Raw genomic sequence first — 12738 nt, forward strand, 5'->3', positions numbered from 1 at the left:
TTTGGTTGATGCAGTTGTCTGGGAAGAATGTGGAAGAACTGTCGGGAAAACTGCTGCGGAAATCGTGTCTGTTGAAAGCCTGTCACAGGCCCGCCGCAGGCCCAATCCTGCGTTTGCCGCGGCGCTATTGGCTGCCGGCTTCCTCGGCGAACTGCAGGAAGCGGGCTGCGACGTCGGCGCCGCCCAGGGGGTCCCGGGTGACGAGGAGGACGGTGTCGTCCCCCGCGATGGTGCCCAGGATCGAGGGCATCACGGAGTGGTCGATCGCGAGGGCCAGGAAGTTCGCGGCCCCCGGCGGGGTCCTGAGCACCACGAGGTTGGCCGAGGCCTCGGCGGTCACGAGCAGTTCCCCGCACAGCCGGCTCAGCCGGGCGTCGAGGATTTCCTGGGTGACACCGCTTTTGGCGGCCCGTTCGCCGCCCTCCCCCGGGACGGCGTAGACCAGCACGCCGTCCTTGCCGCGGACCCGGACCGCGCCGAGTTCCACGAGGTCGCGGGAGAGCGTGGCCTGGGTGACCTGGACGCCGTCGTCCGCGAGCAGCGCCGCGAGCTCGGCCTGCGACCGGACCGATTCGCCCGTGAGGATCGCCGTGATCCGAGCCTGCCGGGCCGTTTTGGTGGCCGGGCTGGCCCCCGGAGAGGCTGGCTGGACGGACATCAGGCCGGGCCCACCGGCGCCAGCCCATCGACCGGCGCGAGCCCGTCAACTACCGCCAGGCCTGAGCGGTGCATGAGCCATGCCATGAGTGCCTTCTGGGCGTGGAGGCGGTTTTCGGCCTCGTCCCAGACCACCGACTGCGGGCCGTCAATGACGTCCGCGGCGATCTCGTAGCCCCGGTAGGCCGGCAGGCAGTGGAGCACGACGGCGTCCGGCGCCGCGAGCTTCATGGCCTGGGCGTCCACGGAATAGTTGCGGAACAGCTTCATCCGCGCTTCCTTTTCCGCTTCCTGGCCCATGGACACCCACGTGTCGGTGGCGACGACGTCGGCGCCGAGGAGGGCCTCGGCGGGGTCGATCGTCACGAGCACCGAGCCGCCGGTCTCCGCGGCGCGGTCCTCGGCGGCGGCGATGATCTCCGGGGACGGCAGGTACCCGTCCGGGCCCGCGATGCGGACGTTCATGCCCGCCGTGACGCCGGCCAGCAGGTAGGAGTTGGCCATGTTGTTGGCGGAGTCGCCCAGGTACGCCATGGTCAGGCCGTTGAGTTCGCCCTTGTGTTCCTTGATGGTCAGGAGGTCGGCGAGCAGCTGGCACGGGTGGTAGTCATCGCATAGGGCGTTGATGACCGGAACGCGCGAGTTTTCGGCCATGGCGACGAGGCCGGCGTGCGCGCCGGTGCGCCACACGATGGTGGAGACCATGCGTTCGAGCACCTTGGCGGTGTCCTCGACCGATTCCTTGTGGCCGATCTGTGCCTCGCCCGGGTTGATGATGAGCGGGTTGCCGCCCATGTCCGCGATGCCGGTGGCGAAGGAGACCCGGGTCCGGGTGGAGGTCTTGTCGAAGATGACAGCCACGGTCTTGCGGCCGCTGGCCGCCGCGGCGAAGGGCTGGACGCTGTACGGCGCGGCTTTCATCCGGGCGGCGAGCTCGAGGACCTCGGCTTGTTCGGCCGGGCTGAGGTCCGTGTCCTTGAGGAAGTGGCGGACGGGTCTTGTCGAAATTTCAGTTGCGGTCACTGGGCGTCCTTTGCAGTCTGGAGGAGGGCGGGCAGCGCCGCGAGGAAGCGGTCGGCCTGATCGGTGGTCAGGATCAGCGGCGGTGCCAGCCGGATGGTGCGCGGGCCCGGGCTGTTGACGATGAACCCGGCGTCGAGCCCGGCGGCAACGACGCCGGGCGCGACGTCGGCGTCGAGGTCGAAGCCGATCAGCAGCCCCTCGCCGCGGACCTCGGTCACGCCGTCGATCGCGGCCAGGCCCGCGCGCAGGTGCTCCCCCACGGCCCGGACGTGGGCCAGGACGTCCTGGCTTTCGAGGACGTGCAGGGTGGCGAGGGCGGCCGCGGTGGCCACCGGGTTGCCGCCGAACGTGGTCCCGTGCTGGCCGGCGGTCAGCAGCGCGGAGTTTTCCGGGCCGAAGGTCACGAGGGCGCCGATCGGGAAGCCTCCGCCCAGCCCCTTGGCGAGGGTCACGGCGTCGGGCACGATCCCGGCGTCCTCGCTGGCCAGCCACTTGCCGGTCCGGCCGATGCCGGTCTGGACCTCGTCGAGGATCAGCAGCGCGCCCGCGGCGGTAGTGGCCTCGCGGGCAGCCTTGAGGTAGCCGGCGGGCAGCGGCCGGACGCCGGCCTCGCCCTGGATCGGTTCCAGGAAGACCGCGGCGGTGGTGTTGTCCACCGCGGCGCGAAGGGCCTCGATGTCACCGAACGGAACGTGCACGACGCCGCCGGGCAGCGGCGCGAACGGCGCACGGTATGCCTCCTTGGCGGTCAGCGCGAGGGCGCCCATAGTGCGGCCGTGAAAGGCGCCCTCGAGCGCGATGATTTTGGTGCGCGGCTTCGCTGCGCTCTCCGCGGCTGCGGCGTGGCTGGCGCCGGTGTTCCGGCGCGCCAGCTTGAACGCCGCTTCGACGGCCTCGGTGCCGGAGTTGGCGAAGAACACCTTCGAGCCGGCCGGCGCCTTGGACAGTTCCAGCAGCTTTTCGGCCAGGGCGATCTGGGTGGGGCTCGTGAAGAAGTTGGAGACGTGGCCCAGGGTGGCGAGCTGGCTGGAGATCACCGAGGTGACGAACGGGTGGGCGTGGCCCAGCGCGTTCACCGCGATTCCGCCGAGCAGGTCGAGGTACTCCTTGCCGTCGGCGTCCCACACGAGGCAGCCGGCGCCGCGGACCAGAACCCGTTGCGGGGTGCCGAAGACGCCCATCAGGGAGGAGGAGTAGCGGGAGAGCCACTGCGCGCCAGTGGCGTGCGAGTGGACCAGCTCCCCTACCGGAGAGTGTTCGAGATCCGTGGAAGATGCCGTTTCGATCTGGTTCATTTGCTTTCCTCGTCCGGGACCACCTGGGTGCCGATACCCGCGGTCGTAAAGGTTTCCAGCAGCATCGAGTGCGGCAGCCGGCCGTCAACGATGTGGGCGCGCTCGACGCCGTCGTCAATTGCTTTCAGGCAGGCCGCCATCTTCGGGATCATGCCGGACTCAAGGCGCGGCAGCAGCTCGCGGAGCTCCGAAGCCGTCAGCGACGAGATGAGCGAGGACCGGTCCGGCCAGTTGGCGTAGAGGCCTTCGACATCGGTCAGGATGACCAGCTTGGATGCACCCAGCGCCGACGCGACCGCGGCCGCCGCCGTGTCCGCGTTGACGTTTAGTACCTGCCCGGTGGTGGACCCGTCGTCGTGGATTTCCGGGGCGACGGTGGAGATCACGGGAATCCGCCCGGCGGCCACGATGTCCAGGATGCCTTCCGGGTTGACCCCGACGACCTCGCCCACCAGGCCCAGGTCCACCTCTTCGCCGTCCACCACGGTGCCGGTACGGACGGCGCGGAGCAGGCCACCGTCCTCACCCGACATGCCGACGGCGTACGGGCCGTGGGAGTTGATCAGGCCCACGAGTTCGCGTCCCACCTGGCCGGTGAGGACCATCCGGACCACGTCCATGGCCTCGGGGGTGGTGACGCGCAGGCCGCCCTTGAACTCGGATTCGATCCCGAGCCGGCTGAGCATGGTGTTGATCTGCGGGCCGCCGCCGTGCACCACCACGGGGTGGATGCCGACGTGGTGCAGGAAGACGACGTCTTCCGCGAAGGCGCGGCGGAGCTCGTCGTTGACCATGGCGTTGCCGCCGTACTTGATCACCATGGTGGTGCCGGCAAAGCGCTGGATCCAGGGCAGCGCCTCGATCAGCGTGGCTGCTTTGTCGCGGGCCTCGGACATGGAGGTGGTCTCGCGTGTCTGGGTGTTCATGCTGTTCGTCCCTTCCCGGAAGGGCCTAGCTTGAGTAGGCGCTGTTCTCGTGGACGTAGTCGTGGGTGAGGTCGTTGGTGAGGATCGTGGCCTCGGCCTCGCCGGCCTGCAGGTCGATCTCGACGAGGACCTCGCGCGGCTCCAGGTCCACGAGGTTCCGGTCGTCGCCTATGCTGCCGTTGCGGCAGATCTGGACGCCGTTCATGGTCACATTGAGCTGGTCCGGCTCGAACGCCGCGTCGGTGGTGCCGACGGCGGACAGCACGCGGCCCCAGTTGGGGTCCTTGCCGAAAATCGCGGTCTTGAACAGGTTGGAGCGGGCGACGGCGCGGCTGACGGTCTCGGCGTCCCGCTCGCTCGCAGCGTTGAACGTCCGGATCGCAATATCGTGGCTGGCGCCCTCGGCGTCGCCGATCAGTTTGCGTGCCAGCTCGGCGCAGACCTCGGTCAGTCCTGCGCCGAACGCGACGGCGGACGGCACGGCACCGGAGGCACCGGAGGCCAGGAGCACCACGGTGTCGTTGGTGGACATGCAGCCGTCGGAGTCCGCCCGGTCGAAGGTGACCCGGGTGGCGTCGCGGAGGACGACGTCGAGCATTTCCGGCTGGACGTCGGCGTCCGTGGTGAGGACCACCAGCATAGTAGCGAGGCCCGGGGCCAGCATGCCGGCGCCCTTGGCCATGCCGCCGATGGTGAACTCGTTGCCCTCGGCGTCCGTGCCGGTGAAGACGACCTGCTTGGACACGGAGTCCGTGGTCATGATTGCGGTGGCCGCTGCTGCCCCGCCGTCGGCGGCCAGGCCGGCGGTGGCGGAACCGATCCCGGCCAGGATCTTGTCCATGGGCAGCTGCTCGCCGATCAGTCCGGTGGAGCAGACCACGACGTCGGTGGCCGAGACACCCAGCGCCTCGGCGGTCTTCTCGGCCGTGGTGTGCGTGTTCTGGAAGCCCTGGGGCCCGGTGCAGGCGTTGGCTCCCCCGGAGTTGAGGATGACGGCGTCGACGCGCCCGTCCTTGACCACTTCGCGGGACCAGTGCACGGGTGCCGCGGCGACGCGGTTGGACGTGAAGACCGCCGCGGCGGCCTTGGACGGGCCGTCGTTGACCACGAGGGCCAGGTCCGGTTTGCCGGAGGTCTTGAGGCCGGCGGTGACGCCGGCGGCGCGGAATCCCTGCGGTGCGGTGATGCTCACGGTGCGACTCCCTGGAGGTTGAGGCCGGCGTCTTCCGCCAGGCCGAGGGCAATATTCATGGACTGCACGGCCCCGCCGGCGGTTCCCTTGGTCAGGTTGTCGATGGCGCAGCACACGATCACGCGGCCGGTGTGCTCATCGAACGCAAGCTGCATGGCCGTGTGGTTGGATCCCAGGACCGATTTGGTGGAGGGCCACTGGCCTTCGGGGAGCAGGTGCACGAACGGTTCGTCGTCGTAGGCCTCGCTCCAGGCGCGGCGCAACTCCTCGGCCGTGACGCCCGAACGCACCTTCGCAGTTGCCGTCGTGAGGATGCCGCGGCTCATCGGAGCGAGCGTGGGCGTGAAGGACACGGTGACCGGGGCGTTCAGGGCTTTGGACAGTCCCTGCTCGATCTCCGGGGTGTGCCGGTGTCCGCCGCCCACACCGTAGGGGCTCATGGAGCCCATGACCTCGGCGCCGATCAGGTTCACCTTGGCGGCCTTGCCGGCCCCGGACGTGCCGGAAGCGGAGACGATCACGACGTCGTCGCCTTCCAGGAGGTGGTTGCTGAAGCCGGGCGTGAGGGCCAGCAGGGCCGACGTCGGGTAGCAGCCCGGGACGGCGATCCGGGTGGCGCCGCGCAGGGCGTCGCGCTGGCCGGGCAGCTCAGGGAGTCCGTAGGGCCAGGTGCCGGCGTGCGCGGAGCCGTAGAACTTCTCCCAGGCGTGCGGGTCCTCGAGGCGGTGGTCCGCGCCGGCGTCGATCACCACGGTTCCGGCCGGAAGCCGGGCCGCGATCTCCGCGGACGCCCCGTGCGGAAGCGCCAGGAACACGACGTCGTGCCCGGCCAGGTTGTCCACCGTGGTGTCTTCAAGGATCCGGTCTGCCAGGCCATGGAGATGCGGCTGCAATTCCCCTAGTCTGGAACCGGCGTTGCTGTGGGCCGTGATGGCGCCGATGGTGACGTCGGGATGCCCGGCAAGGATCCGCAGGACCTCGCCGCCGGCATAACCGCTCGCCCCGGAAACGGCAACAGAAATAGTCATAAGCACGACTATACAGCAAGAGTATGCATAGGTGCCGATATTTATGCATCGATGCTTCCGTGTCCGGATGACCCCCGGAATGCGTACGGCTACGTCCCCCTAGCCTGTCCTCCGAGCACGGCTCCGGAAGAAGCGTGCCGGCGTCAGGAGAGTTCCGCCGGCAGAGGATGACGGTGTGGATCGGCGGTCCGTGTAGACACCGGGGCGTATGCTGGGTAAAGGGTAATACAGACCGTGCAGCTGCGAATGTCAGTTGGCGCGTTGCCCGTAACAGTTACGAGGCAAGCGCTCCATGACCCTCACCACCGCAACGACGGAGCGACCGAAATCGCGCGTCCGGCAGCCCAATGCCGTCGTCCTCAGCTACTCGGAACTCCTGAAAACCGTCAAGGCGGCGGGCCTGCTCGAACGCCGCGTCGGTTTCTACATCACGGTGTTTTCCGTCCTGGCCCTCCTGATGGCCGCCACCTGGTTCGGCTTCGCCTTGATCGGTGACAGCTGGTTCCAGCTCCTCATCGCCGCGGCCCTGGGCATCCTCTGCACCCAGCTGAGCTTCCTGGCCCACGAGGCCGGGCATCGGCAGATCTTCGCCTCCCGCCGCGCCAACGACTGGGCCGCACGGCTCCTTGCCACCTCGGTCGCCGGGATCAGCTACTCCTGGTGGGAGCAGAAGCACGGCGCGCACCACAACCACCCGAACGTCATTTCCAAGGACCCGGACATCGCTACGGGGGCGATCGCCTTCTTCCCGGAAGCTGCGGCGACCCGGCAGGGACGGTTCTCGTTCCTCACCCGCAAACAGGGCTGGTTCTTCTTCCCGCTCCTGTTCCTTGTGGGCCTGGGCCTGCAGATCGATTCGATCAAGTTCATCTTCCAGCGCGCCAAGGTCACGCACCGCTGGGTTGAAATCCCGATCCTCGTGGTCCGCCTCAGCCTGCTGCCGGTTCTCGCCTTCACTTTCCTGCCGTGGGGCATGGCACTCGCGTTCATCGCGGTCCAGCTCGCCGTCTTCGGTTTTTACATGGGCGCCTCCTTCGCCCCGAACCACAAGGGCATGCCGGTCCTGCCTGCCGACAGCCGCGTGGACTTCTTCAGCCGCCAGGTCCTGACCTCCCGGAACATCTCGGGCGGCCGCTTCATGGACATCCTGCTCGGCGGCCTCAACCGCCAGGCCGAGCACCACCTGTTCCCGGACATGGCCCGCCCGCAGCTGGACAAGGCCGCCGTGATCGTCCGCGAGTTCTGCGCGAAGCACCAGGTTCCTTACACGGAAACCACGCTCCTGCAGTCCTACGGCATCATCGTCCGTTACCTCAACGACGTCGGCCTCTCCGCCGGACGCCACTTCGAGTGCCCGATGGCGACCGTCACCCGCCGCTACTAGCCGGGCGCAACGCCTCTGCCGCCGCCCGGGTGCAGGCTCCGCCGGCGGGCCGGGCAGGTGTGGGACCATCATGCGCTGGTCTGTTCATGGCCGCACCACGTGACGGCTAGTTACGGACGGCCCCTTCATGGTTGTCGCCGGTGTCCCTAGGATGGTCCATGGGACCGGGACAGAAAATTCCCGCCCGGAAAAGGAGCCATATGATGCACGCTATCGTCGCCCGCCGGGCAGGGGGCCCCGAGGTCCTGGAACTCGACGAAACAGCCCGTCCCGTTCCCGGACCGGGCCAGCTTCTGATCAGGGTCGCCGCCGCGGGCGTGAACTTCATCGACACCTACAAGCGCAGCGGCGTCTACAAGGTCGCCTACCCCTTCACACCCGGCTCCGAAGCCTCGGGGACCGTGGAGGAAGTCGGCGACGGCGTCACCGGGTTCGCTCCCGGCGACCGGGTGGCGACGGCGGAAGGCATCAACTGCTACGCCGGCTATGCCCTCGTCGACGGGGACAAGGCCCTCCCGGTTCCGGACGGTCTGGACAATTTCACCGCCGCGGCCCTGCCGCTACAGGGCGTCACAGCCCATTACCTGATCAATTCCACCTTCAAGGTCGAGCCTGACCACACGGTGCTGGTCCACGCCGGCGCCGGTGGTGTCGGGCTCCTCATGATCCAACTGCTCAAGGCCAAGGGCGCCCACGTCATCACCACCGTCTCCACGGACGCGAAAGAACAGCTGGCCCGGAACGCCGGGGCAGACCACGTGCTGCGCTACGACGGATTCGCGGAGCACGTCCGCGACCTGACCAGCGGCACCGGCGCGGACGTGGTGTACGACGGCGTCGGAAAAGACACCTTCGACGGGTCCCTGGCGTCGCTGCGCATCCGGGGCATGCTGGTCCTCTTCGGCGGAGCCTCCGGTCCGGTCCCGCCGTTCGACCCGCAGCGGCTCAATGCCGGCGGCTCGCTGTACCTCACGCGGCCCACCATGGGCCACTACCTTCGCGACGCCCGGGAACGCCGCTGGCGCTCGGACGAAGTCTTTGCCGCCGCTGCCGCGGGCAGCCTCAAGGTCAGGATCGGCGCGCGCTACTCCCTCGCCGAAGCAGCACAGGCCCATGATGACCTCGAACAGCGCCGCACCACGGGCAAAGTCATCCTGGTCCCCTAAAGCCGCGCGGGCGCCTAGACCACGCGGCAACACCATCCGTTCATCTCTTGCAGGGACAATGCGCCAGTGACCGAGCAACAACTGACCCCGAGTAAAGCCCCCGACGCCGGTTCGGCACAGCGTGTGGCGGCGGACGACACCCCCGTCCACGCGCCCCAACTGCCCGGCGCGCTCTCCGCCCCGCCGGAGCGGACGCTCATAGACATCCTCCGCACTACTGCCGACCGATTCCCTGATGCATCCGCCCTCGACGACGGCCACCGCTCGCTCAGTTACGCCCAGCTAATGCACGAAGTCCGGGCAACCGCGCGGAAACTGCACATGGCCGGACTGGGTGCCGGCGACAAGATCGGCGTCCGGATCCCGTCCGGCACCAATGAGCTCTACATCTCGATCCTGGCGGTGCTGCTCGTCGGGGCGGCGTACGTCCCGGTCGACGCGGACGACCCCGACGAGCGGGCCAAACTCGTCTTCGGGGAAGCCAGGGTTTCCGGCATTCTTCGCGCCGGCGCGAAGATCGTCACGGACAGCAAACACCCCCGGCCGTTCCCCGCGGCCAGGCAGCCGGGCCCCGACGACGACGCGTGGGTTATCTTCACTTCCGGTTCCACCGGCACTCCCAAGGGCGTTGCCGTCCAGCACCGCTCGGCCGCCGCGTTCGTGGACGCCGAGGCCCGCCTCTTCCTGCAGGATGATCCGGTGGGCCCGCAGGACCGGGTGCTGGCAGGATTGTCCGTTGCCTTTGACGCCTCCTGCGAGGAAATGTGGCTCGCGTGGCGCAACGGCGCCTGCCTCGTCCCGGCACCCCGGGCGCTGGTCCGCACCGGGATGGACCTTGGCCCCTGGCTCATCAGCCACAGCATCACAGTGGTATCCACCGTCCCCACGCTCGCCGCACTCTGGCCCGTCGAGTCGCTGGAAAGCGTCCGCCTGCTGATCTTCGGCGGGGAAGCGTGTCCGCCGGACCTTGCCGAGCGGCTCGCCGTCGAAGGCCGGGAAGTATGGAACACCTATGGTCCCACCGAGGCCACCGTGGTCGCCTGTGCCGCGCCGCTCGGCACGCCCGGCCCCATCCGGATCGGCCTGCCGCTGGACGGCTGGGACCTCGCCGTCGTCGACGCCGATTCACTCCCGGTCGCCGAAGGCGCGGTGGGCGAACTGATCATCGGCGGCGTCGGGCTGGCCCGGTACCTTGACCCGGCCAAGGATGCGGAAAAGTACGCCCCCATGCCGACGCTGGGCTGGGAGCGCGCCTACCGCTCGGGCGACCTCGTCAAGTACGAGGCCGAGGGACTCATCTTCCAGGGCCGCGCCGATGAACAGGTCAAGCTCGGCGGCCGCCGGATCGAACTGGGCGAAATCGACGCCGCCCTGCAGTCGCTGCCGGATGTCGCCGGTGCCGCCGCCGCGGTGCAGACCACGGCGGCGGGCAACCAGATCCTGGTCGGCTACCTTGCCGCCGTGGCTGGCCAGGACATTGACCTCGCAGTCGCGCGCGAACTGCTGGGCGAGAACCTGCCGGCACCGCTCATCCCGCTCCTGACCCTCGTCGATTCGCTGCCCACCAAGACCAGCGGCAAAGTGGACCGCCATGCCCTGCCCTGGCCGCTCAGCGGTACCGGAGCCGTCGAGGCCGAAGGCGCCCCTCTCAACCTGCCCGAGGACGCGCAATGGATCGTGCAGCAGTGGAGCGCCGTGCTGGGGAGCCCGGTCACGAGCCTGGACGCTGATTTCTTCGCCTACGGCGGCGGCTCGCTGGCAGCCGCGCAACTCGTGTCCGCCCTGCGCGTGCGCTACCCGACCATCACGGTGGCCGATATCTACGCGACCCCCAGGGTAGGCGCGCTGGTGGACACGGCCCGCCAGTCGCTACCCGAGGGCGGGGCTGTTCCCGCACAGGAGCGGACCGTCCGGCCCACGGCACGGAGGTCCCAGGCCTTCCAGACGTTCATGGGCGTCCCGCTGCACATCCTCGTCGGCATGCGCTGGCTGACCTACCTGATGGCCGCCAACAACCTTCTGGCAGCCTTCGCCGGATTCAGCGCGGCGCCAACAATTTCGTGGTGGTGGGTCCTTGCCTCCTGGCTCGTCTTCGTCAGCCCCGCCGGGCGGATGATGATCTCCATTGCCGCGGCCCGGATCCTGCTCCGCAACGTCGGGCCCGGAACGTACCCGCGGTCCGGGAGGGTGCACATCCGGCTCTGGCTCGCCGAGCAGATCCAGGACCTCGCCGGCGCTATCAGCCTGGCCAGCGCGCCGTGGGTCCCTTACTACGCAAAAGCCCTGGGCGCCAAGATCGGCGAGAACGTCCAACTGCACTCCCTCCCGCCCGTCACCGGGCTGCTGACCCTCGGAGCCGGGTCCAACATCGAGCCTGAAGTTGATCTGTCCGGCTGGTGGATCGACGGCGACCTCGTCCACATCGGCGCCATCAGAATTGGCCCCGGCGCAAGCGTCGGGGCGCGCAGCACACTCATGCCGGGAGCCATCGTGGGCGCAGGAGCGCAGGTGGAGCCGGGCTCCGCAGTCATGGGGAAGGTCAAAGCCGGCCAGCTGGTGGCAGGGTCACCGGCCGAGCGACGCGGCAAGGCCCGGCACTCGTGGCCGGAATCCCCGGCCGAGCACCGGCTGATCGGCCGGCTGTGGTTTGCCGGGTTCGCCGCGGCATCAGCGGTGCTGGCTCTTATCCCCTACGCCTCCGCCGCCGCTGCGGCCTTTGTGATGTTCTCGTTCATCAAGGGGCACTCCTCGTTGTCCGCGGCCCTGCCCGGACTTGTGCTCTCCATCCCCCTTGCGGCACTCGTGTGGTTCCTGACCAACCTGTTGCTGATACTTGCCACCACACGGCTCCTCAGCATCGGCCTCGCCGAGGGCTACTACCGTGTCCGCAGCCGGATCGGATGGCAGGTGTGGGCAACCGAGCGGGTGCTGGACCTGGCCCGGGATCTGCTGTTCCCGATCTACGCCAGCCTCTTCACCCCTGTCTGGCTCCGGCTTCTCGGCGCGAAGATCGGCCGCAACGTGGAAGCCTCCACGGTGCTCCTGATCCCCCGCATGACCACTGTGGGAGAAGGCGCGTTCCTGGCCGACGACACCATGGTGGCGTCCTACGAACTCGACGGCGGCTGGATGCGGATTGCGCCGGCAAAGATCGGCAAGCGGTCCTTCCTGGGCAACTCGGGCATGACGGCGGCCGGCCGCAACGTGCCCAAGAACTCCCTCGTGGCTGTCCTCTCCGCGACCCCGGCCAAGGCGAAGTCCGGGACGTCGTGGCTCGGCAGCCCGCCCGTGCGGCTGCGGCGCACCGCCATCGCCTCCGACGACACCCGGACCTACCAGCCGCCCCGGCGGCTGAAGGTCGCACGCACCCTGTGGGAGCTGTGCCGGTTCGTCCCGGTCATGCTCACGGTCGCGATCGCCGTCGCCGTGATGCTGGCATTTGACGCGATCGCAACCATCTTCAACTATGGCATCGCCGCCGTCCTGGGCGGGGTGGTGATCCTGCTGGCCGGTGCCACGGCCGCAGGAAGTGCGGTGGCGGCCAAATGGCTGCTGGTCGGCCGTATCCGCCCCGGTGAACACCCGCTCTGGAGCTCCTTCATTTGGCGGAACGAAGTGGTGGACACCTTCATTGAGATGGTCAGCGCCCCGTGGTTCGCGCGCGCGGCCACAGGCACACCGGCGCTGGTCTGGTGGCTGCGGGCACTCGGCGCGAAAATCGGCAGGGGAACCTGGTGCGAAAGCTACTGGCTGCCCGAGGCAGACCTCGTGACCCTCGGCAGGAACTCGACCGTCAACCGCGGGTGCGTCGTGCAGACCCATCTGTTCCATGACCGCGTCATGAGCATCGACACTGTTACGCTCGATGACGGAGCCACCATGGGACCGCATGGCGTCATCCTGCCGCAGGCCAGGATAGGCACCGGCGGCACGGTGGGGCCGGCGTCCCTCGTCATGCGGGGCGAAACCGTCCCTGCCGGCACGTACTGGATGGGCAACCCCGTCAGCCCCTGGGACGGCCCCGCACCGCCCGCCAAGTCCCGGTAGGCCCGGCCCGTATGTCCGAC

At 68.7% G+C, this 12738-nt stretch carries 9 protein-coding genes; 3 read left to right on the forward strand and 6 right to left on the reverse strand.

Features of this window, described 5'->3' with window-relative positions:
* Positions 1–124: 124 nt before the first annotated feature.
* The 6 genes from ABD243_RS04035 to argC are packed head-to-tail and all read right to left on the reverse strand — an operon-like array spanning position 125 to position 6121.
* Complete coding sequence (locus tag ABD243_RS04035; RefSeq protein ID WP_091249947.1) at positions 125–658, reverse strand: arginine repressor; 534 nt, start codon at positions 656–658, stop codon at positions 125–127.
* A complete protein-coding gene (gene argF / locus ABD243_RS04040) occupies positions 658–1680 on the reverse strand; it encodes an ornithine carbamoyltransferase (RefSeq protein WP_344362371.1) in 1023 nt (340 codons plus the stop codon). The genes ABD243_RS04035 and argF overlap by 1 nt, the downstream gene beginning before the upstream one ends.
* Complete coding sequence (locus tag ABD243_RS04045; protein WP_344362373.1) at positions 1677–2975, reverse strand: acetylornithine transaminase; 1299 nt, start codon at positions 2973–2975, stop codon at positions 1677–1679. The genes argF and ABD243_RS04045 overlap by 4 nt, the downstream gene beginning before the upstream one ends.
* The gene (gene argB / locus ABD243_RS04050; RefSeq protein WP_344362376.1) at positions 2972–3901 is read right to left on the reverse strand and encodes an acetylglutamate kinase; all 930 of its coding nucleotides are present in this window, start codon (positions 3899–3901) and stop codon (positions 2972–2974) included. The genes ABD243_RS04045 and argB overlap by 4 nt, the downstream gene beginning before the upstream one ends.
* Positions 3902–3926: 25 nt before the next feature.
* Positions 3927–5093, reverse strand: coding sequence for a bifunctional glutamate N-acetyltransferase/amino-acid acetyltransferase ArgJ (argJ, locus tag ABD243_RS04055; RefSeq protein ID WP_344362378.1), 1167 nt, complete (start codon positions 5091–5093; stop codon positions 3927–3929).
* Positions 5090–6121, reverse strand: a complete 1032-nt coding sequence (gene argC, locus ABD243_RS04060; RefSeq protein ID WP_344362382.1) for an N-acetyl-gamma-glutamyl-phosphate reductase — start codon at positions 6119–6121, stop codon at positions 5090–5092. The genes argJ and argC overlap by 4 nt, the downstream gene beginning before the upstream one ends.
* A gap of 292 nt (positions 6122–6413) precedes the next feature.
* Here argC and ABD243_RS04065 point away from each other — a divergent pair, with 292 nt between their 5' ends.
* The 3 genes from ABD243_RS04065 (at position 6414) to ABD243_RS04075 (ending at position 12718) form a co-directional block, all read left to right on the forward strand.
* Complete coding sequence (locus ABD243_RS04065) at positions 6414–7505, forward strand: fatty acid desaturase family protein (RefSeq protein ID WP_344362384.1); 1092 nt, start codon at positions 6414–6416, stop codon at positions 7503–7505.
* A 200-nt stretch (positions 7506–7705) separates the two neighbouring features.
* Positions 7706–8671, forward strand: a complete 966-nt coding sequence (locus tag ABD243_RS04070) for a quinone oxidoreductase family protein (protein ID WP_344362387.1) — start codon at positions 7706–7708, stop codon at positions 8669–8671.
* 123 nt (positions 8672–8794) lie between these two features.
* Positions 8795–12718 carry a Pls/PosA family non-ribosomal peptide synthetase gene (locus tag ABD243_RS04075; protein WP_344362521.1) on the forward strand — a complete coding sequence of 1308 codons (3924 nt, stop codon included), beginning with the start codon at positions 8795–8797 and terminating at the stop codon, positions 12716–12718.
* Positions 12719–12738 lie beyond the last annotated feature (20 nt).

It is taken from the genome of Arthrobacter humicola, from assembly GCF_039531445.1.
Taxonomy (GTDB): Bacteria; Actinomycetota; Actinomycetes; order Actinomycetales; family Micrococcaceae; genus Arthrobacter; species Arthrobacter humicola.

Coding starts and splice junctions, on each gene's coding strand:
- ABD243_RS04035 (WP_091249947.1), bottom strand. CDS start 658: ATGTCCGTCCAGCCAGCCTCTCCGGGGGCCAGCCCGGCCACCAAAACG.
- ABD243_RS04045 (WP_344362373.1), bottom strand. CDS start 2,975: ATGAACCAGATCGAAACGGCATCTTCCACGGATCTCGAACACTCTCCG.
- argB (WP_344362376.1), bottom strand. CDS start 3,901: ATGAACACCCAGACACGCGAGACCACCTCCATGTCCGAGGCCCGCGAC.
- argC (WP_344362382.1), bottom strand. CDS start 6,121: ATGACTATTTCTGTTGCCGTTTCCGGGGCGAGCGGTTATGCCGGCGGC.
- ABD243_RS04065 (WP_344362384.1), top strand. CDS start 6,414: ATGACCCTCACCACCGCAACGACGGAGCGACCGAAATCGCGCGTCCGG.
- ABD243_RS04070 (WP_344362387.1), top strand. CDS start 7,706: ATGATGCACGCTATCGTCGCCCGCCGGGCAGGGGGCCCCGAGGTCCTG.